Origin of the sequence: Rhizobium sp. WSM1274, from assembly GCF_025200775.1 — a bacterium.
Lineage (GTDB): Bacteria > Pseudomonadota > Alphaproteobacteria > Rhizobiales > Rhizobiaceae > Rhizobium > Rhizobium leguminosarum_I.
In genome coordinates, this window is sequence record NZ_CP104140.1 from 92,070 (window position 1) to 116,763 (window position 24,694).

The following is a 24,694-nucleotide window of genomic DNA, read 5'->3' on the forward strand; positions in this document are numbered from 1 at the left end:
CTTGAAAAACATAGCACCGGGTGCTACTTAGAGTCATGGCGAAACGGATTTTCAAAACCCGCTGGTTTACCAAGGCAGCTCGCAAAGCGCGGATATCCGATTCCGAATTATTGAAAGCTATCAGGCAGGTTGCGGAAGGCAAGGCCGATGATCTGGGTGGCGGCGTCTTCAAGAAGCGATTGAACGACAACCAGCATCGGTCGATCGTCTTGGCGAATGCTGGCCGATTTTGGGTGTATGAGTATTTGTTCGCCAAAAAGGACAGGGCTAATATTGAAGACGACGAACTTGTGAAGTTTCGCAAACTTACCAAATCCTATGCCGGTCTGTCCGACAGCCAGCTTCAGGAGTTGCTCGATATCGGTCATTTTGTGGAGATCGAACATGGCAAAAAGCATTAAGTACAAAAGCGATGCGTTCGAGGCGATTCACACGTCCGCGGAGGCTCTCCATAAAATAGGAGCGATCGACAAGGAAACGATGCGCTCCTTCGATGAAAGCTGCTTGGTTTCGCCGCACGCACTTGGTCCCGAGGCCATCAAGGCACTGCGGGAAAGCAATCACGTCAGCCAGCCGGTTTTCGCACGATATCTGAATACCAGCGAATCCACCGTGCAGAAGTGGGAAAGCGGTGCCAAGCGACCAAGCGGGATAGCTTTGAAGCTGCTCTCGATAGTGCAGAAGCACGGACTTCAGGTTCTGAGCTAAAGCGATCCAAGCCGCCGTATATTCCCCGTCAGCTCCTTCGCCAGTCCCAGGCTGGCGGCAGTTGCCATCGTCATTTGCGGCAGCAGCAGCCATTCGAGCGTCCAGGCGGCGCCCGAGCGTTCCTGTTCGTGGATAAGCGACTGGTGGATGCCCGAGAGCGCCGTGGCGTTGAAGCGGGCGAGCGAGACGAGGACTTCGGCGGAAACGGGGTTTTGCTTGTGTGCCATGGCCGACGAGGTGCCGCCGCCTGAAATTTCGATCTCGTCACCGGCCTGGGCAAGCAGTGCGATATCCTGCCCCATCTTGCCGAGACTGCCCGATATCGACGCAAACAGGCCGGCAATATCGGCGATCGGCAGACGCCCGCTCTGCCATTGCGATGCATCGGTGAGGCCGAGTTCCTGGGCGAGCGAAGCGCGGATGGCTGCGGCCTGCGATCCGAGCTTGTCCAGGGTGCCGGCCGCACCACCGAACTGGACGGGAAAACTCTGCTCGGTCAGGCGATCGCGATAGGTCGTCAACGGTGCGCGCCACGCGTTGAGGCGATCAGCAACAGTAATCGGGATCGCCGCCTGCATACGTGTGTGACCCATCAGCCGGGTCCGGCCGAACTGGCGGTCCAGCGCATCGAGCCGTTCGGCAATGGTGGAAAGCCGACCGGCAAACAGGAAGACGACGGTCTTCAGGCGGATCATCAGGCTGGTATCGATGACATCCTGGCTGGTGGCGCCGAGATGCAGGCTTTTTGCCGCTTCCTCGCCGACATCGGCGCGCAGCTGCTTCACGAGATCGGGAACGACGACACCGTCCCTTGCCGTTGCCGATCGAAGACTGGACATATCCGGCGAGAAGGCGGCGCAGGTGTCAGCGATGCGCCTTGCGGCTTCGGCAGGAATGAGGCCGTGAGCGGCTTCAGCCTTGGCGAGCGCGGCCTCGAAGGAGAGCATGGCCCGTATATCCGCCTCGGCGGAGACATAGGGCGCGATTTCATCGTCGCCGAGCAGGCTGGAAAGGAAGGGGTGGTCGAACGGCGATGCGGTCATGATCGTCTCGGTTTGTGGTGGCGGCCCCCTCATCCGGCTGCCGCCACCTTCTCCCCACTGGGGAGAAGGGACTCGAGGCGGCGTCCGCGATTTATGGAGGCTACTTGCACAGTGGCCGGCAAACAAGCCGCCACCATGCCCTCAGATATCGAGAAACACCGTTTCCTTCGGGCCCTGCAGGTAGATGTCGAAATGACAGGTCGCGCCGTCGCGGGTGGCGATCATCGTTGCGACGCGCTCGCGATGTTCGATGCGGGAAAGCAGCGGGTCGGCGGCATTGGCCTCCGTCTCCTCCGGAAAATACATGCGCGTATGCAGGCCGATATTGATGCCGCGGGCGATGATCCAGAAAGTGATGTGCGGGGCTTGTCTGCGGCCGTCCTTGAAGGGAACGCGGCCGGGCTTGACGGTCTCGAAGCTGTAGACGCCGTCTTCGGCACGGGTCGGGCAGCGGCCCCAGCCGGTGAAATTGGGATCGGCGGCGCCGCGCATTTCCGACGGGCTGTTGTAGAGGCCGGCGCTGTCGGCTTGCCAGATCTCGATGACCGCATCGCGCACCAATGCGCCGGCGCCGTCGAAGATCCGGCCGGTGACGGTGATACGCTCGCCGAGCGTCTTGTCGTTGACCATCCCGATGCCGAGATCGGTGTCGTAGACGCCCGAGATGTCGCAGAAATTCGGCGTCAGGCCGATATGGACATAGGGGCCTGCCGTCTGCGACGGGGTTTCCTTGAGATAGCCGAGCTGCTGCATGGTCAGTTGCCCTCCAATTTGTTTTCGAACATCGTCGAGCGGCGGCCGCGCAGCACAATGTCGAATTTATAGGCGCGTGAATCCATCGGGATGGTGTTGCCCCAGTCGAGCGGCGCGATCAGTTGCTCGATCGCCGCCTTGTCGGGGATCGTTCCGACGATCGGACATTTCCAGATCATCGGATCGCCCTCGAAATACATCTGGGTGATCAGGCGTTGGGCAAAACCATGCCCGAAGATCGAAAAATGGATATGGGCGGGACGCCAATCGTTGATGCCGTTCGGCCAGGGATAGGCGCCGGGACGGATGGTGCGGAAATGGTAGTGGCCGTCCTCGTCGGTAATGGCGCGGCCGCAGCCGCCGAAATTCGGGTCGATCGCCGCCAGATAGGTTTCCTTCTTGTGGCGATAGCGGCCGCCGGCATTGGCCTGCCAGAATTCGACCAAGGCGCCGGCGACCGGCCTGGCGCGCTCGTCGAGCACGCGGCCATGGACGATGATGCGTTCGCCGATGGCGCTTTCGCCGGGCTGCGCGTAGTTCAGGATCAGGTCGTTGTCGAGTTCGCCGATCATCGAATGGCCGAAGACCGGACCCGTGGTTTCGGAAATCGTGCCGTCGAGCGACAGCAGTGCGCGCTGTGGCGCGCGCAGCACGGAGGTCTTGTAGCCGGGGGTCAGCGCCGGCGCATGCCAGGCGCGGTCGCGGGCGAAGAAGCCGCCGGTCTCGGGCTTGCGGTTCGGTCGTTCGGACATGTTCCTCCCTCAGGCCGCCTTTTCGGCGTCCATCTGTTCAAAAGCCTGTTTTGCGATCTTGATCGCGTGATTGGCAGCGGGAACGCCGGCATAGATCGCCACATGCAGCAGCGCCTCGCAGATATCCTCGCGGGTCGCCCCCGTATTGGCGGTGGCGCGCACATGCATGGCAACCTCGTCGTCCTGGCCAAGCGCGGCAAGCAGAGCGATCGTGACGATCGAGCGCTCGCGCTTGGTCAGCGCCGGGCGCGACCAGACATGGCCCCAGGCGGCTTCGGTGATCAACTCCTGGAAAGGGCGGTCGAACTCCGTCGACGCGGTGGCGGCGCGGTCGACATGGGCGTCGCCGAGCACGGCGCGGCGGGTCGCCATGCCCTGCCGATAGCGCTCGGAGGAGGACGCGGTCTCATTCATGGGCTGACTTCTCCAGACGGAATGGATGTGAGGAAGGCGCGGATGATCGCCGTCAGCGCCTCCGGCTGCTCGACGCAGGGAATGTGCGCGCAATCAGGGATGACCTCGTAACGCGCGCCTGATATCAGCTTCGCGGTCGAAAGCACGAGATCGGGCGGCGTCGAGCCATCCTGGTCGCCGACGATGCAGATCGTCGGGACAGTGATCGTCCTTGCGATTTCGGTGAAATCGGCATCGCGGATCGCGGCGCAGGCGGCGAGATAGCCCTCGACGGACTGGCGCGTCAGCATGTTGCAATAGCCGGCATAGGCGGTGCTCTCTGGCCGCCGGAAGGCGGGCGTGAACCAACGTTCCATGATGGCGTCGACGATGCTTGCGATGCCGTTTTTTTCGACGGCGGCGATGCGGGCATTCCAGCTCTGCGCCGTGCCGATCTTGTGGGCGGTGTCGCAGAGGATGAGCGCGCGGATCAAGTCCGGCCGGCGGTGATAGAGCGACTGGGCAATGAGACCGCCGACCGACAGGCCGCAGATGACGGCATCCTTGACCGACAGCAGATCGAGAAGGCCAGCGAGATCCGTCGCATGGTCCTCGATCGATGAGGGAAGTTGGCCGACATCGGAAAGGCCGTGGCCGCGTTTGTCGTAAAGCACGATGGCGAATTCGCCGGCGAGCCGCACCACGACGTCGCGCCAGATGCGGAAATCCGTGCCCAGCGAATTGGTGAAGACGATCACCGGCCTGTCGGCAGGGGCACCGATGACCTGATAATGGATCGTCACGTCGTTTATGCGGGCGAACTGCACGTCACTCTCCTCCTCATCAAATCAGTTCAGCCGGAGGACCGGCATTTGGTTCAACTGACGGACGGCATTCCTGACTCAGGCGTCTGCGCCATGAATGGCTCCTCCCGCCTGCCTCACCCTCCGTCATGCTCGGGCTTGACCCGAGCAGCAGCGGGCATGGATCCTCGGGTCAAGCCCGAGGATGACGGAGAGTGGGGTTAGCCCTCTTGCCAAACTTGCCCCGGCCTATCGAGGCAAACCACATCCGGTGCTTCACTAAGCCTCCCTGGATTATAGAGGATTTCACAAAGAATGATGCGCGCTTCAAAATTTTAGAGTTCTCGCTGCCCTTCCAAATGAAACAGGCAGCGTTCCGGCTCGAAATTGAATGGTTGATCCGGTTAAGTAAAATGATATTTATTGGCGTTTCGATAACCATGGAGTTATGCGAGCGATGATCGACAGCCGGGTCAAGTTCCGCCATCTGCAAACCTTTGTCGAGGTGGCGCGGCAGAAGAGCGTCATGAAGGCCGCCGAATTGCTGCATGTCAGCCAGCCGGCGGTCACCAAGACGATCCGCGAACTGGAACAGGTGCTGGGCGTCGATGTTTTCGAGCGCGACGGCCGCGGCATCAAGATCACCCGCTACGGCGAGGTCTTCCTGCGGCACGCAGGCGCTGCGCTGACCGCGCTGCGACAGGGTCTCGATTCCGTCTCGCAGGAGCAGTTTTCCGATGCGCCGCCGATCCGCATCGGCGCGCTGCCGACGGTGTCATCGCGCATCATGCCGCGGGCGATGGAACTCTTCCTCAAGGAGAAGACCTGGAGCCGGGTGAAGATCGTCACCGGCGAGAACGCGGTGCTCTTGGAACAGCTTCGTGTCGGCGATCTCGATATCGTCGTCGGGCGCTTAGCAGGTGCTGAGAAGATGGCGGGTTTTTCCTTTGAGCATCTTTATTCCGAACAGGTGGTGTTTGCCGTGCGCGCCGGCCATCCGCTGCTCGACGGCCGGCAATCGCTCTTTGCCAGCTTCGGCAACTATACGGTGCTGATGCCGACGCGGGGTTCGATCATCCGGCCGGTAGTTGAAAATTTCCTCATCGCCAACGGCGTCTCCAGCCTGCCGAACCAGATCGAGACGGTGTCGGATTCGTTCGGCCGCGCTTTCCTGCGGGCGAGCGATGCGATCTGGATCATTTCCAACGGCGTGGTGGCCGCCGATGTCACCGACGGGCGGCTGGCGCTTCTGCCGGTCGATACCGGCGAGACCAAGGGGCCGGTCGGGTTGACGATGCGCGCCGATGCCGTGCCGTCGCTGCCGCAATCGATCCTGATGCAGACGATCCGCGAGGCGGCAGGCGCGGTATCCTGAGATAACGGAGGTCGGACCGATGGAGAGTCAGAACAAGGATCTGGGCAGGCGGGCGACGGAAGCGTCGGTGAAATTCGTCGTGGTGCTGGCGGTGATGATCTTCGTCGCGGCAGGCTCGCTGTCCTATTGGCAGGGCTGGCTGTTCCTTCTCAATTTTTGCGGCTGGATCATCGCGACGACGGCCTATTTCCTGAAGTATGACCGCGCTTTGCTGGAACAGCGGTTGCATGTCGGGCCGGGCGCGGAGCGGCTACCGGCGCAAAAGCGTATTCAGCTTTTCAACAGTGTCGCGCTGATTGCGCTCTTCATCGGCTCGGCCCTCGATCATCGGTTCGGCTGGTTGGCCGTTCCAGTGCCGATGGTGATATTCGGTAATCTCCTGGTCGCGGCCGGTTTTTACGGCTGCTTCCTCGTCCTGCGTCAGAACAGCTTCGCCTCGGCGACAGTCGAGATCCAGAGGGACCAACGGGTCATTTCCAGCGGGCTCTACAGCATCGTGCGCCATCCGATGTATGCGGCGGCGCTGGTGCTCTTCTCAGGCATGCCTGTATCGCTCGGCTCCTATTGGGGCCTGCTTGCCATCCCTCCTGCCTTTGGCGGACTTGCTGCGCGGCTGCTGGATGAGGAGAAACATCTGACAAGAGACCTGCCGGGTTACGCCGAATACCGCCGCAAGGTCCGCTACCGGCTGCTGCCTGGACTATGGTGACGCCAAAGCCGGCAGTCCGCTGGACCCACCTCTTCAAATTTGATTGATAAATGTCCATATTTGGACTATGTCTAGTTCAAGACAGGAGATCTCTATGCAGCATGCACGACGGGAGCACCGAGAAGGCCAGGGGCCACAGCGACTGGAAACCGAGCGGTTTGCTCCGGCAAACCGCAGGAGGCTCAGCGCCCCGGCACTACGAACCTTCCTGGCGATCGCCGATCTCTGGGGACTGACGGAAGAGCAGCGTCTGCTCGTGCTCGGTTATCCCTCTCGGTCGACCTACCACAATTGGGCCAAACAGGCGCGCGAGCACGGCGCGTTCACGCTCGATGTCGATACGCTAACCCGCATCTCGGCTGTGCTCGGCATTCATCAGGCGCTCGGCGTGCTGTTTTCCGATGAACGTGCCGGCGTCGCCTGGCTGCGGACGCCGCATCAGGCCCCGGTTTTCGGCGGCCATCCGCCGCTTGATATCGTGACGAACGGGACCCAGGACGGGCTGATGACCGTCCGCCGGTTTCTCGACGGCGCCCGCGGCGGTCTCTACATGCAGCCGAATATGCTCGACGAAGCGTTCACGCCCTACGAAGATGCGGACATCGTCTTCCGGTGAGGGATCGTTTTGCCCAGGCGCCGCGTCCGTCGTACCGCTTGATCCCCTCGCAATTTCCGCCCATCGGGCTTTTTGAGACGGTGACGCGGGCGGCCGATCTCGAAGCCGTGATGGAGCTCGTCGGCTGGACCAACGACCGCCTGGTCGCTGACCGTATCCAACGGCTTCCCGAGGACCAATGGGTTTACGGCATTGCCAATGCCAGTATTGTGATGGCGGCATTCCTGCATGTCGCGCCGGGAGGAATGCGCTTCAACGGCCCGGATCTCGGCGCCTGGTATGCCGCCGACGATCTCAGAACCGCCGCCGCGGAGGTTGGCCATCATCTCAGGCGCGAAGCTTACGCGCGCGGCGTCGCGACGATGGCGCGCACCTATCGAAGCTATGCGGCCAATCTGGTTGGCGATTACCTCGACATTCGCGGCGAAGAGAGTCTGCGGCCCGATGTCTATGACGCCACCAGCTATGCGGCGTCGCAGGTGCTGGGGGAAGAGGTCCGCTCGAGCGGCGGCGCCGGTATCCTCTATGATAGTGTCCGGCTGAAAGGCGGAGTGGCCATCGTCGCGCACCGGCCGCGCAATATTCAGGGCGTCGTGCAGGCCGACCACTTCGAAATCACCGTTTCCGCCACCGACCGACGCATCGATGTCAGGAAGCTTGCAGCCTGACAATGGCAGCCGCAGGCGTCTGCCGCGCTGGGGATATGAGTGATTCTCAAAGCGGCAGTCGTTCGGCCCATGCCTTCACCGCCTTCGCCATCGCGGCGAGGTGATCGGCACTGGAGAAACCGGAGATCGACTTGCGCGGCTTGAGGTCGTGGTCGCCGTCCTCCAGCCAGAGGATCTCGATCCTGTCGGAGAGATCATAGCCCGACACCTCGTCCCGCGTGCCGAATTCGTCGCGCGTTCCCTGGCAGATCAGGGCGGGCGTCGTCAGCCCTGTGAGATGGCCGGTGCGAAGCTTCCCCGGCTGGCCGGGGGGATGGAAGGGATAGCCGAGGCAGAGCAGGCCGGCGATCTTCCCCCGGCGATGAAGATCGTCGGCGACCATGCTGGCGACCCGGCCGCCCATCGACTTGCCGCCGATGATCGGCGGGCCGCTGGCGCCGAGCTCGGCAATCGCCGCCTCGTATTCGGGATTGAGTGTTTCGGCCCGTGGCGGCGGCTTGCGGCCTTCCGAGGTGCGGCGGGCAGCCATATAGGCGAATTCGAAACGGGCCACACGAAAGCCGACGCCGGCGAGCGCATTTGCGGCTGCTGTCATCGATGCCGAATCCATCGGCGCGCCGGCGCCATGCGCAAGAAGGATGGTGAAGCGTGCATCCTGAGGCCCCTGCAGCAGAAACCTGTCAAGCATCGGTAAATCCTCCATCCCATCGCCGGAACCATGTCGACGGCCGTGACTTCTTCCTGGAAAGGAGACTGACAATGTCGACGAATGATCAAAACGTAAAGCCCGAGCAGCGGCGACCCAAGGATGTCGGCGTCGTTCCTGAAAAGCCGGAGCCCGCCGACGCAGAATCGATGGCGCCGCCGGCGGTGCAGCCGGCTGGGGTCAGGGACAAAAGCGAACGACCTGTGGTCAATCCGATCACCGGGGTCGCCTCCTGATCGACTACGGTCGATTATAGTGTAGAACCGCTGAACAGCCTCTTGAAACCCCGGCGGGAAGGGTCCATATACCCGTCCTGCCTGAAAATGGACGCGCGCGGTATCGACGTCGTCGAATTGTTCGTTGTCCGACAGGATAAGGGCGCTCCCCGCAAGGGTCGAGCGCCCTTTTTGCTTTGCAGCCCTTGCGCATACCGCCGCTTTCGTCTTGTCGTTTGACGGGCGAAGGGATTCCAGCGGCGGAGAAGCGAGGCCCCGTGAAGCGGATTAGTTAGAAAATACCGGCAAAGCAGCCGCGCCAGCCAAGCGGAGACGGCCGCACTTTTTACGCCGGGAAAGGGTTTTGCCACGCATCTATTTGTTCAAGCCGTTCGTACCACGCCTGTATATGCCTGAACTCGGAAAGTGGAATCTCAGCAGAAGTCGCATAAGGAAGTGCAGCGGCCAACGCGAAATCTGCGACAGTCAGTGTCTTCCCGACCGCGACGCTGTTCTCGGCCAAATGGTCGTCGAGCACGCGAGCATGGAGTCGGAAGCTCGTCTTCGCATCTTCGATCACGGCGACGTCAGGCTCTCCGCCGAACAACGGCTTGATCAAGGTTTCAAACCACAGTGTTGCCCCGTGCCGGGTGAAATGACTGGCGTCCCAGCTCAGCCACCGGAGGACGTCGATCTGCCGGTGGTCATGCGGCCAGAAATCCGAGGCAACTCTGTCAGACAACCGGCACATGATGGCATTCGCTTCCCACAAGGTTCCGCCATCATCCTGCAGCACAGGGACTTTCCCGTTCGGGTTAAGAGCCAGGAATTCAGTGGTGCGCTGTTCTCCGCTTGCCAGGTCAATCCTTATGAACTCCACGTCGGCTTTAAGAAAACGGGCAGCGGCGCAGGCCTTCCGAGGATTGAGCGTCTCGCAATAGTAAAGCTTCATCGCCGCCTTATTCATGGTCCGGCCTTTCGGATTCAGCCCCCAGAAAAACGCCAAGTCGCTCGAAGCTTTGCGACCAACCACCTTCATGACCCTCAAGTGACGATGCGCTTTCAAATCCACTTTGCCGAAACGTCATTTCCGTGCCTCCGTCGCTTTCCTTTAGCGCAATCGTGACCACCGTTTCCGGGCTCGTTTCGCCGGTTCCGATTTCCCAGGCATGTGTGAAGACAAGCCTGTGCGGAGGCTCGACCTCAAGGTATTTTCCGCTAACCCAGTGCTCCTCTCCATCTGGCGCTATCAGACAGGCGCGGTGTCTACCGCCGGGCCAAACTTCAAGCTGGTCGCCCACCGCCTTGAAACCGTGAGGACCGCTCCATTGCGCTAGCGCTTTCGGGTCGGTCCATGCCCTGAAAACGAGATCGCATGGGGCATTGAACCTTCGTACAAAAACCAGATCGCGAGCATTGTCAGTATCAGTCTTCGGATTTGTCATCTTCGTATCCTTGTACCTTGGACAAATAGCCATCGAGACGATCGAAGCTCTGATCCCAGAAGCGTCTGTAATCGCCAATCCAATCAGAAATTTTCTTCAACGCGTCCGGCTGAAGTTCGCGGGGACGCGAAGTCGCTTCACGGCCGGAGCGGATCAATCCGGCCTGTTCCAGGACCTTGAGATGCTTTGAGATGGCAGGCTGAGACAACTCGAAGGGATCTGCGAGTTCGGCCACGGTCGCCTTGCCGCTAGCAAGCCGCTCAAGGATCGCTCTCCTTGTTGGGTCTGAGAGTGCGGAGAAAATCGAATCGAGGCTGCTATCCATATATCACCTTGTAGCTATATAACCGACGAGATATATTGATTATGGCGGCGTGTCAAGGTCATCTTGCGCGACCGTTTCCCTGCAAACAGGTGCCCATGCTAACGCTGGCGATGCTGGGGCGGCTAGAGCGGCCATTAAGAAACGTTCTCCTTTCCATATGCGACCTCCGAAACGAGCTTCGGCATGCCAGCCAAGATCACGGAACGGTTCTTGCACGGTTACTAATATGTTTACTGTGGGGAGACCTAATGTCATGAAGTGGCGCACATCCGAAGAGTTTGCCCCTCTGATGCTCGTCGTGAGTGGGTCGGAAAAATACAAGCTTGTCGCAACCCTTTTCCAGGCTGCCGAGATGCTGACCGTTGGCTGGCCGATCGACGACGGAGAAGAATATCTTATAGCGATTAGAGCGTGCCGAAATGCAATTCATGGGGAAATTCCGGCTCAGGACGCGCGAGCAGCGCTTATCCGTGCCGCCGACGAAGCTGGCATTCCGGTGATCACCGTTCACTGAGTTTCGCAGCCGACGGTGAAATGAGTTCACGGGGCGGCGTCCTCTCGGAAGGGCGCAATGCTGATCATGAGCTGGTTCGATGGTCCGCATTTCGGAACGCGAGATCTTGATCTGCTGGGCTTTGGCGATCCGGGCGCTGAGCCAGCCAAAGCGCGGGGCGAATATTTTCCGTCGGCTCTGTCGATTTTCGCATCAGCCGATCGTCCTTGTAATGATGTGCTGGCACCGCGGTCGTGGCTTCAGCACGTCCTTGGCGCGTCTGAGACGCGCGGCAATAGAAGGAGGATATCTTCATGGATAATCAACATCTGGTCCCCGCCGCCGTGCTTGCGGCCAAGAACGGCGTTCGGTTTCCCAATGAGAGCGAGGCGTATCGCAGCGCCCGCGACGCGCTGCTGGCCGAAGAGATCGAATTGCGCCGGCACATCGAGCGCGTGGCAAGACAGCGCCGGGCGCTGCCGCCGGGCGGCGAGGTGACGAAAGACTACCGCTTCCAAGGCAGCGATGGGCCGATCTCCTTTGCCGAGCTCTTCGCCGACAAGGATACGCTGATCGTCTACAGCTACATGTTCGGCCCGCAACGCGAGCGCCCGTGCCCGATGTGCACCTCGCTGCTGTCGGCCTGGGACGGCGAAGTGCCTGACATCCAGCAGCGCGCCGCCCTTGCTGTCGTCGCCCGCTCGCCGATCGAAAGGCTGCTCGCCTTCAAGAAGGAGCGCGGCTGGCATCATCTGCCGCTTTATTCCGACATGACGGACGACTACAGCCGCGACTATCACGCAATCGGCAGGGATGGCAGCGATGACGCCGCCTTCAACGTATTCACGCGGCGCGACGGCACCATCCGCCATTTCTGGAGCCAGGAGATGGGCGGTGTGACGGCCGATCCCGGTGAGGATCCGCGCGGCGCGCCCGACCTGATGCCGCTCTGGACCGTGCTCGATGCGACGCCCGAAGGTCGGGCACCGGACTGGTATCCGAAGCTGGCTTATTAAGATCAGCCGCGTCTACGCTGTCAGCCGGTGGAGCGGTTTCTTGAGGCTTCGACCCATTCGATGCTGGTAACCGCGTCATCAGACAGCGGCGGCGGATCGATGTCGTAGACATAGCCGGAGAGCATGTCGGCGGCGCGTTCCGCCGCCTTGATCTTCGCCTCGGTTTCCGCGACCGCCTTGGAGATCGCTTCGATGCGGGCGCGGAACATGTGGGCGAGCACATCGCGGCCGGACTGCTTTTCCAGCCGTTCCAGATGCAGTCCGATGCGCGAGGCGTGGCGCTCCAGTTCGCTCTTGCTGAAACGCGCCTTTCGCAGTTCTTCGGAAAGACTGTCCTGCATGACGGCCACGGGATCGAAACTTCCGGGTGCGCGCTCGTCGAGCACTGCATCGGTGACGAGCTTCTCGATCATCACGAGCGCCTGCAATTCGGCCGCATCGGCGAATTCGACGTCGTAGCCGGTATCGTCGTAGACCTTGCGCCGGACCGGATCGAGAAGCAGCCCATAGGCTTTCTGCAGATGGGCAAAGGCTTCCGAATCGCCACCCGAATCGGGGTGGGCGACCTTCGCCAGGCGCCGATAGGCGGCCTTCAGTTGCGCGTCGTCCGCATCGCGTTCAACGCCGAGAATATCGTATGGATCCGTCACGCCTGCTCCCTTGCTCCCCGGCACGTTGCGGGCAGTCTAGGTCTTCTTCTGCATCAGAAGGGCGAAGTTTAGACCGAAACGAGGAATGACGTCCATGGCCCGAGATGGCGATGGTTTATGCACACGCTTCGCCAAATCCTCGATTGCTTAATGTTTTCAGTATGTTGTTCGAAGATCAGCCTGTGGTGATCAAAGCGAGATAACATCTGGCTTCGCCATCGATTTCCAGCACGGTTGCAGCCGCGTCGTCGATCAGCAGCGCATCGCCGGCCGCAAGCGCGCCGGTCTCGCCGTCGCGGCGGAATGACAATGCGCCGCGATGGCAGAGGAACAGGCATGTCGAGGGCGGCAGCGGCACGGTTTTGCTGCCATCGACGTCGATGCGGATCAGCGTATGGCTAAGCCCGTCACGGCGCGTCATCACGTTGAGATCGGTGATTGTTCCGTCCTCGAGCCTGGCGGCGACCGGGATATCCGCCGGGAAGGCCAGGGGATCGCTTGCCATTGTCAGAAGCACGGGCGTGCTGCCTGCGATATCGAGCACCATGCCGTTGCCATTAAGGATCGCCAGCGTCCGGTCGATGCCGGGGAAGATCGAAAAGGGCCCGTCTTCTGCGACCGTCGCCATGCTGATGCGCCAGTCGAAGTCGTCGATCGAAGCGCCGGGTGGAAAGACGGCGATCTCCACCGTCTCTCCCTTGCCGTTTTTCCAGGGCATGCGTTTGTGATCGCCGGCGCGCAGGATCTTCACCGGGCTCAGTTCCCGAGAATGCCGGGCAAGCGCAGGCCCTTTTCCTTGGCGCAGTCGATGGCGATCTCGTAGCCGGCATCGGCGTGGCGCATGACGCCGGTCGCCGGATCGTTCCACAGCACGCGCTCGAGGCGTCTTGCGGCATCGTCCGTGCCATCGGCGCAGATGACCATGCCGGAGTGCTGCGAGAAGCCCATGCCGACGCCGCCGCCGTGATGCAGCGACACCCAGGTGGCGCCCGATGCCGTGTTGAGCAGGGCATTGAGCAGCGGCCAGTCGGAAACGGCGTCGGAACCGTCCTTCATCGCTTCGGTCTCGCGGTTCGGCGAGGCGACGGAGCCGGAGTCCAGATGGTCGCGGCCGATGACGATCGGGGCGGAGAGTTCGCCTGTTCTCACCATCTCGTTGAAGGCGAGGCCGAGCTTGTGGCGGTCGCCAAGACCTACCCAGCAGATGCGTGCCGGCAGGCCTTGGAAGGCGATGCGCTCCCTGGCCATGTCGAGCCAGTTGTGCAGGTGCTTGTTGTCAGGCAGCAGCTCCTTCACCTTGGCATCGGTCTTGTAGATATCCTCCGGATCGCCGGAAAGAGCCGCCCAACGGAAGGGGCCGATGCCGCGGCAAAACAGCGGGCGGATATAGGCCGGCACGAAGCCCGGGAAGGCAAAGGCGTTTTCGAGGCCTTCGTCCTTGGCGACCTGGCGGATGTTGTTGCCGTAGTCGAGTGTCGGCACGCCGGCGTTCCAGAAGGCGATCATCGCTTCGACATGCTCGCGCATCGAGGCGCGCGCCGCTTTTTCCACCGCCTTCGGATCACTTTCGCGCTTTGCCTTCCACTCACCCATCGTCCAGCCTTTCGGCAGGTAGCCGTTAATCGGGTCGTGGGCCGAGGTCTGGTCGGTGACGATATCGGGGCGGATGCCGCGACGGACCATTTCCGGCAGGATTTCGGCAGCATTGCCGAGGAGGCCGACGGACTTTGCCTCGCCGGCCTTGGTCCAGCGGTCGATCATCTCAAGCGCTTCATCCAGCGTCTCCGCCTTGGCGTCGACATAGCGGGTGCGCAGGCGGAAATCGATCGAATCGGGATTGCATTCGACGGCGAGGCAGCAGGCGCCGGCCATGACGGCGGCGAGCGGCTGGGCGCCGCCCATGCCGCCGAGGCCGCCGGTCAGGATCCATTTGCCCTTGAGATTGCCGCCGTAATGCTGGCGGCCGGCCTCGACGAAGGTCTCGTAGGTGCCCTGCACGATGCCCTGCGTGCCGATATAGATCCACGAGCCGGCCGTCATCTGGCCGTACATGGCAAGGCCCTTCTTATCCAGTTCGTTGAAATGATCCCAGGTCGCCCAGTGCGGCACGAGGTTGGAGTTGGCGATCAGCACCCGCGGCGCATCCTTGTGGGTGCGGAAGACGCCGACCGGCTTGCCGGACTGCACGACTAGCGTTTCTTCTTCCGTGAGCGTCTTCAGCGTCGCGACGATGCGGTCGAAATCCTCCCAGGTGCGGGCGGCGCGGCCGATGCCGCCATAAACGACGAGTTCGTTCGGATTTTCGGCAACGTCAGGGTCGAGATTGTTCATCAGCATGCGCAGCGGCGCTTCGGTCATCCAGCTCTTGGCATTGAGATCGTTGCCGCGGGGCGCGCGGATTTCGCGGATATTGTGGCGTGGATTGTTCATGGCGGTTCCCCTGTTCTCAGGTTTCGGGCGTCAGCGTTTCAGGTCGGGCGCGATCTGTTCGATGCGCACCAGAATGTTTTTGAGATGGACGCGGAGTCTGTCTGCTTTGGCGGCATCGTAGGCGAAGGGCGCCGCCTCGGTCTGGAGATGGGTCGATTGCGCAAGCTCCATCTGGATCGCGTGCACACCGGTATCGGGCTGGCCATAGTGGCGTGTCGTCCAGCCGCCCTTGAAACGACCGTTGAGCACACTGTCGTAACCTTCGGCGGCTTCGACGACGGTGAGCGTCGCCTGCTCGATGGCGCTGTCGCACGTCTTGCCCATGTCGGTGCCGATATTGAAATCCGGCAACTTGCCTTCGAAGAGGAAGGGAATGTGGGAGCGGATCGAGTGGCAGTCGTAGAGAATTGCGACGCCATGGATTGCTCTCACGCGCTCGATCTCGGCGGCAAGTGCCGCATGATAGGGGGCATGAAAGTCCCGCAGCCGCGCCGCGACGTCGGCTTCGTCAGGCGCCTGCCCATCCCTCCAGATCGCCTTGCCGTCGAAATCCGTCTGGGGAATAAGGCCGGTGGTATTCTGGCCGGGATAGAGGCTGACGCCGGCCGGATCGCGATTGGCGTCGATCACATAGCGGTGGAAGGTGGCGCGCACGGTCGTGACATTGTCGAGCAGCCCGTCATAGAGCCGATGGATGTGCCAGTCGGTGTCGGCCAGCATCCTGCCGTTGTCATTGAGGCGGTCGGCAATCTCAGCCGGCACGTTGGTGCCGGTATGGGGGAAACCGAGGATGACGGGGGAGGTGCCCCGATGGATTTCGTATGGTGCGGTCATGGCAAAAACCCCTCCCCAACCCCTCCCCACAAGGGGGAGGGGCTAGAGCCAGCCGCACGCTCTGCGTTCAAGATTGAATGCAGCCGGGGCCGCAGGTTAAGCCCCTCCCCCTTGTGGGGAGGGGTTGGGGAGGGGACTTTTTCCATCATCATCTCAACCTTCCAAAACCGGCAGAATGCCATCCGAAACGGCGGCGTTCAGCGCGCCCGTCGCCACCAGTTCGGCCGCCGCGGCGAGGTCATTGGCCATATAGCGGTCGCTGTCGAGGCTCGGCACCTTGCTGCGGATTGCGGCGATGGCCTTCGAAAGTTCCGGGCTGGTCGACAGCGGTGCGCGCAGTTCGACGCCTTGGGCGGCGGTCAGCGCCTCGATGCCGATGATGCCGAACAGGTTCTCGGTCATGCCAAGCAGGCGGCGGGCACCATGGCAGGCCATGGAGACATGGTCTTCCTGGTTGGCCGATGTCGGCGTCGAATCGACCGAGGCCGGGTGCGACATCTGCTTGTTTTCCGACATCAGCGCCGCAGACGTCACCTCGGCGATCATCAGGCCGGAGTTCAAGCCCGGCTTCTTGGCGAGGAAGGCCGGCAGGCCGTAGGAAAGGGTCGGATCGACCAGCAGCGCGATGCGGCGCTGCGAAATCGCGCCGATCTCGCAGACGGCAAGTGCGATCTGGTCGGCGGCGAAGGCGACGGGTTCGGCGTGGAAATTGCCGCCGGAGACGACGGAATTGTCCGACAGCACCAGCGGATTGTCGGTGACCGCATTAGCCTCGATTTCAAGCGTGCGGGCAACCGAGCGCAGCAGATCGAGGCAGGCGCCGTCGACCTGCGGCTGGCAGCGAATGCAATAGGGATCCTGCACACGCTCGTCGCCCTCGATGTGGCTTTGGCGAATGATGGAGTTTTCGAGCAGGGCGCGAAGCGCGGCAGCCGTGTCGATCTGACCCTTGTGGCCACGCAATGTGTGAATATCCGGATGAAAGGGCGCCGAAGAGCCCATGGCGGCATCGGTGGACATGGCGCCGGTGATGAGCGCTGCCTGTGCCGCACGATGGGCGCGGAAGAGGCCGGCAAGCGCCAGCGCCGTCGAGGTCTGGGTGCCGTTGATCAGCGCCAGGCCCTCCTTGGCGGCGAGCACGACCGGTCTGAGGCCGGCCCTTTCGAGGGCTTGCGCGCCTGAGAGGCGTTCGCCGGCGAAGAAGGCTTCGGCCTCGCCCATCATCACCGCCGCCATATGGGCAAGGGGCGCAAGATCGCCGGAGGCGCCGACCGAGCCCTTTTCCGGGATCAGCGGGATGACGCCCTTATCCAGCATGCCTTCGATCAGCCGCACCAGCTCCAGCCGCACGCCGGAGGCGCCGCGCCCGAGCGAGACCAGTTTCAGCGCCATGATCAGCCGCACGATATTCTCAGGCAGTGGCGCGCCGACGCCGCAGCAATGCGACAGGATGAGATTGCGCTGCAAGGTGGTCACATCGGCGCTGTCGATCTTGATCGAGGCGAGTTTGCCGAAGCCGGTATTGATACCGTAGACCGGCGCATTGCCGGCGGCGATCTCGGCGATGCGGGCAGCGGCCTTGGTGATCCCGGCATCGAAGGCGGGATCGAGCCTTGCCGGTGCGCCCGTCCAGTAGATGGTTTCCAAATCTTTGAGCGAGACGGAGCCCGGGTGGAGCGTGATGGTCATCGACCGTTCCTTTCGCCCTTGAAGACGCGCGTGTGAAGCGGATTGAAGCCGATGCGGTAGACGAGCTCGGCGAGGCTTTCGATATTCCAGATGGCAAGATCGGCGGATTTGCCGGGTTCGAGCGTTCCCGTCTTGTCGAGCAGACCGAGCGCGCGGGCGCCTTCGCGGGTGGCGCCGGCGATGCATTCCTCGACGGTCAGGCCGAAAAGCGTGGCCGACATGTTCATGGTGAGCAACATCGAGGTGAGCGGCGAGGTGCCGGGATTGCAATCGGTGGCGATCGCAATCGGCACGCCTGCCCGCCGCAACGCCTCTACCGGTGGTTTCTGCTTCTCATGGATGGCGTAGAAGGCGCCGGGCAGCAGCACGGCGACGGTGCCGGCTGCGGCCATCGCCGCAACGCCATCTTCGTCAAGATATTCAAGATGATCGGCCGAAAGCGCGCCATAGGACGCGGCGAGCCTGGCGCCGCCAAGATTGGAGAGCTGCTCGGCATGCAGCTTGACCGGCAGGCCGAGCGCCTTTGCCTTGTCGAAGACGCGGGCAATCTCGGTCGTGGAAAAGGCAATGCCCTCGCAGAAGCCGTCGACGGCATCGGCAAGACCGAGGCCATGCATGTCGTCGAGACCGGGCAGGACGACATCATCGAGATAATCGCCGTTGCGACCCTTGTATTCGAGAGGCGTCGCATGGGCGCCGAGATAGCTGGTGGCGATGCGGACTGGTCTGACATGGCCGAGCAGGCGGGCGCTCTGCAGCATCTTCACTTCACCGGTTCGGTTCAGCCCGTAACCGGACTTGACCTCGATCGTCGTGACACCTTCGGCAAGCAGCGTGTCGAGCCGCGGCAGAGCCTCGGCGACGAGCTCTTCGACCGACAGCGCGTTGGTCGCCTTCACCGAGGAGACGATGCCGCCGCCGGCGCGTGCGACCTCCTCATAGGTGGCGCCTGCAAGCCGCATTTCGAACTCGCGGGCGCGGTTGCCGCCGTGGACGATATGGGTGTGGCAGTCGACGAGGCCGGGCGTTACCCAGCGGCCTTCGAGATCGACGATTTCGGAGTGTTCGATGGCCGATGCCGGCAGGTCGCTTTCGGCGCCGGCAAAGGCGATGCGGCCGTTTTCGATCAGTACGGCGCCCTTTTCGACGATGCCGAGTCCTTGTTTGCCAGGCGCCAGCGTGGCCAGCCGCGCATTGCGCCAAAGAACTGGGCGACCTTCTGCGGACGAGGTTTCCTCTGAAAAATTGTTCCCGGTCATCAGCTTTGCGCCTTTCCTTATGTCAATAACATGTATATACATAATCGACGGGTGACAAGAGAAATTTTGCGCGCTTTTCTGGAAAAGAAAGATCGGCGACGCGGCAAAAGGAGAGGGAAGGCCATGACCACACTTCACGCAGGCACGGCGCTGACGCCGCAAGGCTGGCAGAAAGATGTGCGGCTGACGCTTGAAGCCGGGCGCATCGCGCGGGTCGAAATCGGGACTTCTCCGGGACCGAGCGATGAATGCCACGCTCTCCTCGTTCCCGCCATGGCGAACCTGCACAGCCATGCCTTCCAGCGGGCGATGGCCGGCCTTGCCGAAGTGCGCGGCCCGGCCAATGACAGCTTCTGGAGCTGGCGCACGGTCATGTACAAGTTTGCCCTGGCGATGACGCCGGAGCATGTCGAAGCGGTCGCGGCCAAGCTTTATGCGGAAATGCTGGAGGCCGGGTTTTCCCGCGTCGGCGAGTTCCACTATCTTCACCATGACAGGGACGGCAGCACTTACGCCAATATCGCCGAGCTTGCCGAACGCATCGGCGCGGCAAGCGAAGAGACCGGTATCGGCCTGACGTTGCTGCCGGTCTTCTATGCTCATTCCGGCTTCGGCGGAGCTGCCCCCATCGATGGTCAGCGGCGTTTCATCAATTCGCTCGAAAGCTTCGAAAGGCTGATGGAGGGATGCCGGGCAGTCACCGGCCGGCTCGACGGCGCCGAGCTCGGGCTGGCGCCGCACAGCCTGCGCGCGGCGACACCGGACGAGCTTATAAAGCTCGTGCCGCTGGCCGGCGACGGTCCCATCCATATCCATGTCGCCGAGCAGGTGAAGGAGGTCGAGGACTGCGTCGCCTGGTCCGGCGCGCGGCCTGTGGAATGGCTGCTCGATCATGCGCCTGTGGATGAGCGCTGGTGCCTGATCCATGCAACGCACATGACCGAGGACGAAACGCGGCGGATGGCGAAAAGCGGTGCGATCGCCGGCCTCTGCCCGATCACCGAAGCCAATCTCGGCGACGGTGCCTTTGCCGCGCCGTTTTTCCTCGAAGACGGCGGGCGTTACGGCATCGGCTCGGATTCCAACGTGCTGATCTCCGTGTCGGAGGAACTGCGCCAGCTCGAATATTCGCAACGCCTGGCGCTTCGCGCCCGCAACGTCATCGCCGCACCCGGCGGTTCGACGGCGCTTTCGCTGTTCACACATGCACTGGCCGGTGGTGGCGCCGCGCTGAAGGCGCCGGCCGGGCTCGCCGTGGGCCATTCCGCCGATATCGTTTCGCTCGATACGACGGCCGTTCCTTATCTCGCAGGCGACCAGATCCTCGACCATTGGGTGTTTGCCGGCGGCGTCGCCGTCGATTGCGTCTGGGCGCATGGCCGCAAGCAAGTGGAGGGTGGACGCCATCTCAGGCGCGATGCCATCGACCGGCGTTTCCTGGCGGTCATGAGCGAATTGCTGAGCGCCTGAGAAAGAGCTTTTCCTGTCCGGCCATTCGAATTAGAGCAAATCCAGCAAAAATGTGTAGTGGTTTTTCGTCTGGATTTTAGTAAAAACAAAGAGATAACGGGAGACCAGTCGGAACGTGGCGATGAACCAAAGCAGGGATCCCACCTTGCATCAGCGCATCCTCAGCGACATCGAGGGCCGTATCGTCTCGGGCGATTGGCCGCCGGGGCACCGCATTCCCTTCGAGGTCGATCTCGCCACGCAGTATGACTGCTCGCGCATGACGGTGAACAAGGTGCTGACCCAGCTCGCCAAGGCCGGCCTGATCGAGCGCCGCAAGAAGTCCGGCAGCTTCGTCACCCAGCCGAAGGCGCAATCGGCTGTTCTCGAAATCCACGACATCAAGGCCGAGGTGCAGTCGCTGAACCTGCCCTATTCCTATGCGGTATCGAAGAAGACGAGCCGTAAGGCCAAGGCGGAAGACAGCCGAAGGCTGGAACTGCCGGTGGCGTCCTCTGTCGTCGAGGTCGTCTGCATCCACAATGCCGGCATGCGGCCCTTTTGCCTGGAGGAGCGGCTGATCAGCCTTGCGACGGTGCCGGAGGCCGCCAATGCCGATTTCCTGACGATGGCGCCGGGGCCATGGCTGCTCAACCAGGTGCCGTGGAGCACGGCCGAACACCGGATCCACGCCGTCTCCGCCAATGCAGAAGTGGCAGCCGTCCTCGACATAGCGCGCAATACCGCCTGCCTCGTCGTCGAACGCCGCACCTGGAGCGGCGCCGGCCCGGTGACGCATGTGCGTTTCACCTATCCGGGCGATCGTCATGCATTGGTGGCGCGTTTCACGCCAGCATCACAATAAGCGCCCATGTTCCATATACAACGTGAGCAGTGTTTTCATTCCTCGAACATCTTGCCGCTGCGCGCTTCCAGCCGGTAGCGGTGGCCAGGATAGACGAGGCGAGCGGTCGAGACCACCTGCTTTGCCGACCATGTACGCCGGCGGATCGTCAGGCACGGTTCGGTCTTCATGATGGTCAGCAGCTTGCATTCCCAGGCCTGTGGCATCGCCGCTTCGACAACGTGCTCGGAGCCGCTGAGCGGGGCTGCGGCCGTCAGATAAGCGTTCGGCGTCAGCGTCGAAAAATCCTGGTCGAGATATTCAGGGGCGGCCTCCGGATGGACGAAACGGTCCTCGATCTGCACGGGAACACCGTTTTCGCTGTGGACGATCAGCGAGTGGAAAACCGCAGCACCGATCGGCAGTTCGAGCGCGTCGGCAATCTCCGGAGAGGCGGTTTCCTGGGCGAGAACAATGACGGAGGCCTCATGGGTATGACCGCGTTCGGCAATTTCCTCGGCGATGTTGCGGACCTCGAACAGCGCCGAATAGCCCTTGCGCTCGGCAACGAAGGAGCCGACGCCCTGGATGCGGATGAGTTCGCCCTCGTTGGCAAGTTCGCGCAGCGCCCGGTTGGCAGTCATCTTGCTGACGCCGAGCTCGACCACCAGTTCGTTTTCCGAGGGCACGCGATATTTCGGCGGCCACTCGCCGCTGTGGATGCGGTCGAGGATCACCTGCTTGACGCCGGCATAGAGCGGGGTGCTATCATTCTGCGCCAGTTCGCGCTTCATCTCGCCGGGAGGCTTCATTGCCTATTCCTTTTGCACAAATGGAATTCGCCACATAATTCGACTTTCCCCTTGCATATCACAAAATATCTCATATGGTACCATATACAACCTCCCAATCGGTCCTTGAAACAGAAATAGGACAGGAAAGGGCAAGCCGGCGAAGATCGGCCGTGGTGCCGCAAGGTCTGTTTCAACTCCAGAGGAGAATTCACAAATGAAATTCAGCGCAATCCTGCTTTGTGGCGTGGCGGCTTTTTCCGCCTTCGCCGCGCCTGCCTTTTCCAAAGACTGGACGAAGGCGACCATCACACTCGAAGGCGCCTATGCGCCCTGGAACCTCACCAATGCCGACGGCACGCTCGGCGGCTTCGAACCGGAACTCGCCAAGGTGCTGTGCGAACGCGCCAAGATCGAATGCACGCTGGTCGCCTCCGATTGGGACGGCATGATCCCGGCGCTCAACGCCGGCAAGTTTGACGTCATCATGGATGCGCTGTCGATCACCGAGGAGCGCAAGCAGGTCATCGACTTCACCATTCCCTATGCCGCCACGCCTGCCGCCTTTGCCACCGCCAAGGACAGCCCGCTGGCAAAGGCCGCCGGCACCGGCACCACGATCAAGATGACGCCCGGCCAGACCGGCGTGAAGGAGATCGACGCGCTGAAGGCGGCCTTCAAGGGAAAGACGATCGGCATTCAGGCGGCGACCGTTTACGCCAAGTTCGTCTATGACAATTTCGGCGATATTGCCGAGATCCGCGAATACAAGACCGGTGCCGACCGCGACCTCGACCTGCAGAATGGCCGCATCGACCTCGGCTTCGATGACGCCGTCTATTTCGCCAATGCCTTTGCGTCCGCCAACGGCGCACTCGACTTCACCGGCCCCGAGATCGCCGGTTCGATCTGGGGCGAGGGCGAAGGCCTGGGTGTCCGCAAGGCGGATACGGACCTGCGCGACAAGTTCAGCGAAGCAATCAAGTCCGCACTTGCCGACGGCACCGTCAAGAACCTCTCGATGAAGTGGTTCAAGGTCGACGTCAGCCCGCAATAGGCATTTCGGCCTTTCGGCCGCAAACGCCGGTCTCCGGCTTTATCGCCGGAGACCGCATGCTCGAACAGGATGATTTTTGGCCCGGTCGGCCTAAAACTGAATCCTGTTCTAAATAAAAGAGTTAGAGCATGATGTCGTCCGAAAACCGCTGGTACTTTTCGGCATCATGCTCTGGTGTCAATCCGCAAAACACTGCCACGGACGGGGAACGGACGATATGGCAAGCTTGGAACTTCTCGGCTTCGGCTCGACCGGATGGGGCGCGCTGCTCGTTGCCGCCGCCTTGATGACGCTGGCTGTCACGGCGACGGCACTGGCGGTCGGCGCGGTGCTGGGCGCGATCGTCGCGGCCGCGAAACTCTCCGGCAATCTTGTCCTTGTCACGCTCGGCAATGTCTACACGACCGTGTTTCGCGGCGTGCCGGAACTGCTGATCATCTATCTCATCTATTTCGGCGGTTCGTCGGCCGTCACCTCGATCGGCCAGTCGTTGGGTTACGAAGGGTTCCTCGGCTTGCCTTCCTTTGTCGCCGGCGCGCTAGCCGTCGGCATCATCTCCGGCGCCTACCAGGCGGAGGTGTTTCGCGGCTCTTTTCTTGCCATCTCCAAGGGCGAGCTTGAGGCCGCCTCGGCGATCGGCATGCATCGCGGTATGCGCCTTCGCCGCATCATCATGCCGCAGGTGTTTCGCCTCGCCATCCCCGGCCTCGGTAACGTCTGGCAGCTCAGTCTCAAGGATTCGGCGCTGATCTCCGTCACCGGTCTTGCCGAGCTGATGCGCACCAGCCAGGTGGCGGCGGGCTCGACCCGGCAATATTTCCTGTTCTTCATCGCCGGCGGCTGCCTCTATCTCATCCTGACCAGCCTTTCGGACCGCATCTTCAACGGGGCGGAGCGCCGCGCCAATCGCAGCATGCCGGCATCCGCCATGGGCCAGGCGTAAGGAGGCGACAATGGATTTCACCTTCATCGCCTCGACCATGGTCACTCTGCTCAAGGCCGTGCCGACGACGCTCATCCTGTTTTCCCTGTCGATCGTCTCCGGCGGCCTGCTGGCGCTTGTCATCGTCTGGATGCGGACCAGTGGCAACAAAGTGCTTTCGGGCTTTGCCAAAGGCTATATCTTCGTCTTCCGCGGCTCGCCGCTTTTGATCCAGATGTTCCTGGTATTCTACGGCCTCGGCCAGTTCGGCTTCATCCGCTATTCCTTCCTGTGGCCGTTCCTGCGTGAGCCGATGGTCTGCGCCGTATTGTCGCTGGCGCTCTGCACCGCCGGCTACACGGCGGAGATCTTCCGTGGCGGCATTCGTGCCGTCTCGCCGAAGGAGATCGAAGCGGCGCGCTCGATCGGCATGTCCGGCTTCCTGCTGGTGCGCCGTATCCTGGCGCCGATCGCCTTCCGCCACGCGCTGCCGGCCTATTCCACCGAGATCGTGCTGATGATGAAGTCGACGGCGCTCGCAAGCCTCGTCACCGTCTGGGAGGTCACCGGCGTGGCGCAGCGGCTGATCTCGCAGACCTACCGCACAATGGAAGTCTTTCTCTGTGCGGCGATCATCTATCTCGTCCTCAACTTCATCATCCTGCAGGGCATGGCCTTGCTCGAATATTCGCTCTCCCGACACCGCCGCGCGGCCCCGCAGCCGCTGAAAGCGTAGTAGCTTTTGACCC

Annotated in this window: 30 protein-coding genes and 1 pseudogene; 15 read left to right on the forward strand and 16 right to left on the reverse strand. The window is 61.9% G+C overall.

What is annotated here, in order from left to right; translation table 11 throughout:
- The first annotated feature begins 35 nt into the window (after positions 1–35).
- Complete coding sequence (locus tag N2600_RS30185; RefSeq protein WP_260299638.1) at positions 36–401, forward strand: type II toxin-antitoxin system RelE/ParE family toxin; 366 nt, start codon at positions 36–38, stop codon at positions 399–401.
- On the forward strand, positions 385–708 hold the full coding sequence (locus N2600_RS30190) for a helix-turn-helix domain-containing protein (RefSeq protein WP_260299639.1): 324 nt from the start codon (positions 385–387) through the stop codon (positions 706–708). The genes N2600_RS30185 and N2600_RS30190 overlap by 17 nt, the downstream gene beginning before the upstream one ends.
- On the opposite strand, the gene N2600_RS30195 is transcribed toward N2600_RS30190, so the two are convergent.
- From N2600_RS30195 to pcaD, 5 genes are all read right to left on the reverse strand, one after another.
- Positions 705–1,751, reverse strand: coding sequence for a 3-carboxy-cis,cis-muconate cycloisomerase (locus N2600_RS30195; protein WP_260299640.1), 1,047 nt, complete (start codon positions 1,749–1,751; stop codon positions 705–707). The two genes, N2600_RS30190 and N2600_RS30195, sit on opposite strands and share 4 nt — an antisense overlap.
- 141 nt (positions 1,752–1,892) lie before the next feature.
- The gene (pcaG, locus tag N2600_RS30200) at positions 1,893–2,504 is read right to left on the reverse strand and encodes a protocatechuate 3,4-dioxygenase subunit alpha (protein ID WP_260299641.1); all 612 of its coding nucleotides are present in this window, start codon (positions 2,502–2,504) and stop codon (positions 1,893–1,895) included.
- Positions 2,505–2,506: 2 nt separating this feature from the next.
- Positions 2,507–3,256 (reverse strand): protocatechuate 3,4-dioxygenase subunit beta, encoded by a 750-nt coding sequence (gene pcaH / locus N2600_RS30205; RefSeq protein WP_018071487.1) that lies wholly within the window; start codon positions 3,254–3,256, stop codon positions 2,507–2,509.
- Positions 3,257–3,265: 9 nt separating this feature from the next.
- On the reverse strand, positions 3,266–3,670 hold the full coding sequence (pcaC, locus tag N2600_RS30210) for a 4-carboxymuconolactone decarboxylase (protein ID WP_017968245.1): 405 nt from the start codon (positions 3,668–3,670) through the stop codon (positions 3,266–3,268).
- On the reverse strand, positions 3,667–4,476 hold the full coding sequence (pcaD, locus tag N2600_RS30215; RefSeq protein WP_222313927.1) for a 3-oxoadipate enol-lactonase: 810 nt from the start codon (positions 4,474–4,476) through the stop codon (positions 3,667–3,669). Before pcaD ends, pcaC begins: the two co-directional genes overlap by 4 nt.
- A gap of 433 nt (positions 4,477–4,909) precedes the next feature.
- Here pcaD and pcaQ point away from each other — a divergent pair, with 433 nt between their 5' ends.
- The 4 genes from pcaQ to N2600_RS30235 all read left to right on the forward strand — a co-directional run bounded on the left by pcaQ (position 4,910) and on the right by N2600_RS30235 (position 7,820).
- Complete coding sequence (pcaQ, locus tag N2600_RS30220) at positions 4,910–5,827, forward strand: pca operon transcription factor PcaQ (RefSeq protein ID WP_222313930.1); 918 nt, start codon at positions 4,910–4,912, stop codon at positions 5,825–5,827.
- Positions 5,828–5,846: 19 nt separating this feature from the next.
- Complete coding sequence (locus N2600_RS30225) at positions 5,847–6,536, forward strand: methyltransferase family protein (RefSeq protein ID WP_260299642.1); 690 nt, start codon at positions 5,847–5,849, stop codon at positions 6,534–6,536.
- Positions 6,537–6,630: 94 nt separating this feature from the next.
- The gene (locus N2600_RS30230) at positions 6,631–7,152 is read left to right on the forward strand and encodes an MbcA/ParS/Xre antitoxin family protein (protein ID WP_222313948.1); all 522 of its coding nucleotides are present in this window, start codon (positions 6,631–6,633) and stop codon (positions 7,150–7,152) included.
- Positions 7,149–7,820: an RES family NAD+ phosphorylase gene (locus tag N2600_RS30235; RefSeq protein WP_260299643.1), complete on the forward strand. Its 672-nt coding sequence runs from the start codon at positions 7,149–7,151 to the stop codon at positions 7,818–7,820. The genes N2600_RS30230 and N2600_RS30235 overlap by 4 nt, the downstream gene beginning before the upstream one ends.
- Positions 7,821–7,866: 46 nt before the next feature.
- On the opposite strand, the gene N2600_RS30240 is transcribed toward N2600_RS30235, so the two are convergent.
- On the reverse strand, positions 7,867–8,508 hold the full coding sequence (locus N2600_RS30240; protein ID WP_260299644.1) for an alpha/beta hydrolase family protein: 642 nt from the start codon (positions 8,506–8,508) through the stop codon (positions 7,867–7,869).
- Between the two features lie 71 nt (positions 8,509–8,579).
- Here N2600_RS30240 and N2600_RS30245 point away from each other — a divergent pair, with 71 nt between their 5' ends.
- Positions 8,580–8,762 carry a hypothetical protein gene (locus tag N2600_RS30245; RefSeq protein WP_017968252.1) on the forward strand — a complete coding sequence of 61 codons (183 nt, stop codon included), beginning with the start codon at positions 8,580–8,582 and terminating at the stop codon, positions 8,760–8,762.
- Between the two features lie 325 nt (positions 8,763–9,087).
- On the opposite strand, the gene N2600_RS30250 is transcribed toward N2600_RS30245, so the two are convergent.
- The 3 genes from N2600_RS30250 to N2600_RS30260 are packed head-to-tail and all read right to left on the reverse strand — an operon-like array spanning position 9,088 to position 10,511.
- Positions 9,088–9,708, reverse strand: coding sequence for a glutathione S-transferase family protein (locus tag N2600_RS30250; protein ID WP_260299645.1), 621 nt, complete (start codon positions 9,706–9,708; stop codon positions 9,088–9,090).
- Complete coding sequence (locus tag N2600_RS30255; protein ID WP_017968254.1) at positions 9,701–10,186, reverse strand: SRPBCC family protein; 486 nt, start codon at positions 10,184–10,186, stop codon at positions 9,701–9,703. The genes N2600_RS30250 and N2600_RS30255 overlap by 8 nt, the downstream gene beginning before the upstream one ends.
- A complete protein-coding gene (locus N2600_RS30260; RefSeq protein WP_260299646.1) occupies positions 10,167–10,511 on the reverse strand; it encodes an ArsR/SmtB family transcription factor in 345 nt (114 codons plus the stop codon). The genes N2600_RS30255 and N2600_RS30260 overlap by 20 nt, the downstream gene beginning before the upstream one ends.
- Before the next feature lie 253 nt (positions 10,512–10,764).
- Between N2600_RS30260 and N2600_RS30265 the strand changes: the two genes are divergently transcribed.
- The 3 genes and pseudogenes from N2600_RS30265 to N2600_RS30270 all read left to right on the forward strand — a co-directional run bounded on the left by N2600_RS30265 (position 10,765) and on the right by N2600_RS30270 (position 12,020).
- Positions 10,765–11,025 carry a DUF982 domain-containing protein gene (locus tag N2600_RS30265; protein WP_017968256.1) on the forward strand — a complete coding sequence of 87 codons (261 nt, stop codon included), beginning with the start codon at positions 10,765–10,767 and terminating at the stop codon, positions 11,023–11,025.
- A gap of 48 nt (positions 11,026–11,073) precedes the next feature.
- Positions 11,074–11,166, forward strand: a pseudogene (locus N2600_RS34685) (nucleotidyl transferase AbiEii/AbiGii toxin family protein); the annotation flags it as partial.
- A gap of 152 nt (positions 11,167–11,318) precedes the next feature.
- Positions 11,319–12,020 (forward strand): DUF899 family protein, encoded by a 702-nt coding sequence (locus tag N2600_RS30270; RefSeq protein WP_162115223.1) that lies wholly within the window; start codon positions 11,319–11,321, stop codon positions 12,018–12,020.
- Positions 12,021–12,040: 20 nt separating this feature from the next.
- Here N2600_RS30270 and N2600_RS30275 read toward each other — a convergent pair whose 3' ends face one another.
- From N2600_RS30275 to hutI, 6 genes are all read right to left on the reverse strand, one after another.
- Positions 12,041–12,670, reverse strand: a complete 630-nt coding sequence (locus N2600_RS30275) for a J domain-containing protein (RefSeq protein WP_222386884.1) — start codon at positions 12,668–12,670, stop codon at positions 12,041–12,043.
- 175 nt (positions 12,671–12,845) lie between these two features.
- Positions 12,846–13,421: a HutD/Ves family protein gene (locus N2600_RS30280; protein ID WP_260299647.1), complete on the reverse strand. Its 576-nt coding sequence runs from the start codon at positions 13,419–13,421 to the stop codon at positions 12,846–12,848.
- A 5-nt stretch (positions 13,422–13,426) separates the two neighbouring features.
- Positions 13,427–15,100, reverse strand: a complete 1,674-nt coding sequence (gene hutU / locus N2600_RS30285; protein ID WP_018069840.1) for a urocanate hydratase — start codon at positions 15,098–15,100, stop codon at positions 13,427–13,429.
- Positions 15,101–15,130: 30 nt separating this feature from the next.
- Positions 15,131–15,934 (reverse strand): N-formylglutamate deformylase, encoded by an 804-nt coding sequence (gene hutG / locus N2600_RS30290; protein ID WP_017968262.1) that lies wholly within the window; start codon positions 15,932–15,934, stop codon positions 15,131–15,133.
- A 153-nt stretch (positions 15,935–16,087) separates the two neighbouring features.
- Positions 16,088–17,623 (reverse strand): histidine ammonia-lyase, encoded by a 1,536-nt coding sequence (gene hutH / locus N2600_RS30295; protein ID WP_260299648.1) that lies wholly within the window; start codon positions 17,621–17,623, stop codon positions 16,088–16,090.
- On the reverse strand, positions 17,620–18,882 hold the full coding sequence (gene hutI / locus N2600_RS30300) for an imidazolonepropionase (RefSeq protein WP_260299649.1): 1,263 nt from the start codon (positions 18,880–18,882) through the stop codon (positions 17,620–17,622). The genes hutH and hutI overlap by 4 nt, the downstream gene beginning before the upstream one ends.
- A 123-nt stretch (positions 18,883–19,005) precedes the next feature.
- On the opposite strand from hutI, the gene N2600_RS30305 reads away from it, so the two are divergent.
- Both N2600_RS30305 and hutC (N2600_RS30310) read left to right on the forward strand, forming a co-directional pair.
- Positions 19,006–20,352, forward strand: a complete 1,347-nt coding sequence (locus N2600_RS30305; protein ID WP_260299650.1) for a formimidoylglutamate deiminase — start codon at positions 19,006–19,008, stop codon at positions 20,350–20,352.
- A gap of 121 nt (positions 20,353–20,473) precedes the next feature.
- Entirely contained in the window at positions 20,474–21,196 is a 723-nt protein-coding gene (gene hutC / locus N2600_RS30310) for a histidine utilization repressor (RefSeq protein ID WP_260299651.1), read from the forward strand.
- Between the two features lie 35 nt (positions 21,197–21,231).
- Here hutC (N2600_RS30310) and hutC (N2600_RS30315) read toward each other — a convergent pair whose 3' ends face one another.
- On the reverse strand, positions 21,232–21,987 hold the full coding sequence (gene hutC / locus N2600_RS30315) for a histidine utilization repressor (RefSeq protein WP_260299652.1): 756 nt from the start codon (positions 21,985–21,987) through the stop codon (positions 21,232–21,234).
- A gap of 196 nt (positions 21,988–22,183) precedes the next feature.
- Here hutC (N2600_RS30315) and N2600_RS30320 point away from each other — a divergent pair, with 196 nt between their 5' ends.
- The 3 genes from N2600_RS30320 to N2600_RS30330 all read left to right on the forward strand — a co-directional run bounded on the left by N2600_RS30320 (position 22,184) and on the right by N2600_RS30330 (position 24,681).
- Positions 22,184–23,023, forward strand: coding sequence for a transporter substrate-binding domain-containing protein (locus tag N2600_RS30320; protein ID WP_017968268.1), 840 nt, complete (start codon positions 22,184–22,186; stop codon positions 23,021–23,023).
- A gap of 217 nt (positions 23,024–23,240) precedes the next feature.
- On the forward strand, positions 23,241–23,966 hold the full coding sequence (locus tag N2600_RS30325) for an ABC transporter permease (RefSeq protein WP_260299653.1): 726 nt from the start codon (positions 23,241–23,243) through the stop codon (positions 23,964–23,966).
- A 10-nt stretch (positions 23,967–23,976) separates the two neighbouring features.
- Positions 23,977–24,681, forward strand: coding sequence for an ABC transporter permease (locus N2600_RS30330; RefSeq protein WP_017968270.1), 705 nt, complete (start codon positions 23,977–23,979; stop codon positions 24,679–24,681).
- Positions 24,682–24,694: the final 13 nt, after the last annotated feature.

Excerpts from the sequence above, each read along its gene's own strand:
- N2600_RS30185 (WP_260299638.1), top strand. The coding sequence starts at position 36 with ATGGCGAAACGGATTTTCAAAACCCGCTGGTTTACCAAGGCAGCTCGC.
- N2600_RS30190 (WP_260299639.1), top strand. The coding sequence starts at position 385 with ATGGCAAAAAGCATTAAGTACAAAAGCGATGCGTTCGAGGCGATTCAC.
- N2600_RS30195 (WP_260299640.1), bottom strand. The coding sequence starts at position 1,751 with ATGACCGCATCGCCGTTCGACCACCCCTTCCTTTCCAGCCTGCTCGGC.
- pcaG (WP_260299641.1), bottom strand. The coding sequence starts at position 2,504 with ATGCAGCAGCTCGGCTATCTCAAGGAAACCCCGTCGCAGACGGCAGGC.
- pcaH (WP_018071487.1), bottom strand. The coding sequence starts at position 3,256 with ATGTCCGAACGACCGAACCGCAAGCCCGAGACCGGCGGCTTCTTCGCC.
- pcaC (WP_017968245.1), bottom strand. The coding sequence starts at position 3,670 with ATGAATGAGACCGCGTCCTCCTCCGAGCGCTATCGGCAGGGCATGGCG.
- pcaQ (WP_222313930.1), top strand. The coding sequence starts at position 4,910 with ATGATCGACAGCCGGGTCAAGTTCCGCCATCTGCAAACCTTTGTCGAG.
- N2600_RS30225 (WP_260299642.1), top strand. The coding sequence starts at position 5,847 with ATGGAGAGTCAGAACAAGGATCTGGGCAGGCGGGCGACGGAAGCGTCG.
- N2600_RS30230 (WP_222313948.1), top strand. The coding sequence starts at position 6,631 with ATGCAGCATGCACGACGGGAGCACCGAGAAGGCCAGGGGCCACAGCGA.
- N2600_RS30240 (WP_260299644.1), bottom strand. The coding sequence starts at position 8,508 with ATGCTTGACAGGTTTCTGCTGCAGGGGCCTCAGGATGCACGCTTCACC.
- N2600_RS30245 (WP_017968252.1), top strand. The coding sequence starts at position 8,580 with ATGTCGACGAATGATCAAAACGTAAAGCCCGAGCAGCGGCGACCCAAG.
- N2600_RS30250 (WP_260299645.1), bottom strand. The coding sequence starts at position 9,708 with ATGAATAAGGCGGCGATGAAGCTTTACTATTGCGAGACGCTCAATCCT.
- N2600_RS30255 (WP_017968254.1), bottom strand. The coding sequence starts at position 10,186 with ATGACAAATCCGAAGACTGATACTGACAATGCTCGCGATCTGGTTTTT.
- N2600_RS30260 (WP_260299646.1), bottom strand. The coding sequence starts at position 10,511 with ATGGATAGCAGCCTCGATTCGATTTTCTCCGCACTCTCAGACCCAACA.
- N2600_RS30265 (WP_017968256.1), top strand. The coding sequence starts at position 10,765 with ATGAAGTGGCGCACATCCGAAGAGTTTGCCCCTCTGATGCTCGTCGTG.
- N2600_RS30270 (WP_162115223.1), top strand. The coding sequence starts at position 11,319 with ATGGATAATCAACATCTGGTCCCCGCCGCCGTGCTTGCGGCCAAGAAC.
- hutU (WP_018069840.1), bottom strand. The coding sequence starts at position 15,100 with ATGAACAATCCACGCCACAATATCCGCGAAATCCGCGCGCCCCGCGGC.
- hutG (WP_017968262.1), bottom strand. The coding sequence starts at position 15,934 with ATGACCGCACCATACGAAATCCATCGGGGCACCTCCCCCGTCATCCTC.
- hutH (WP_260299648.1), bottom strand. The coding sequence starts at position 17,623 with ATGACCATCACGCTCCACCCGGGCTCCGTCTCGCTCAAAGATTTGGAA.
- hutI (WP_260299649.1), bottom strand. The coding sequence starts at position 18,882 with ATGACCGGGAACAATTTTTCAGAGGAAACCTCGTCCGCAGAAGGTCGC.
- N2600_RS30305 (WP_260299650.1), top strand. The coding sequence starts at position 19,006 with ATGACCACACTTCACGCAGGCACGGCGCTGACGCCGCAAGGCTGGCAG.
- hutC (WP_260299651.1), top strand. The coding sequence starts at position 20,474 with ATGAACCAAAGCAGGGATCCCACCTTGCATCAGCGCATCCTCAGCGAC.
- hutC (WP_260299652.1), bottom strand. The coding sequence starts at position 21,987 with ATGAAGCCTCCCGGCGAGATGAAGCGCGAACTGGCGCAGAATGATAGC.
- N2600_RS30320 (WP_017968268.1), top strand. The coding sequence starts at position 22,184 with ATGAAATTCAGCGCAATCCTGCTTTGTGGCGTGGCGGCTTTTTCCGCC.
- N2600_RS30325 (WP_260299653.1), top strand. The coding sequence starts at position 23,241 with ATGGCAAGCTTGGAACTTCTCGGCTTCGGCTCGACCGGATGGGGCGCG.
- N2600_RS30330 (WP_017968270.1), top strand. The coding sequence starts at position 23,977 with ATGGATTTCACCTTCATCGCCTCGACCATGGTCACTCTGCTCAAGGCC.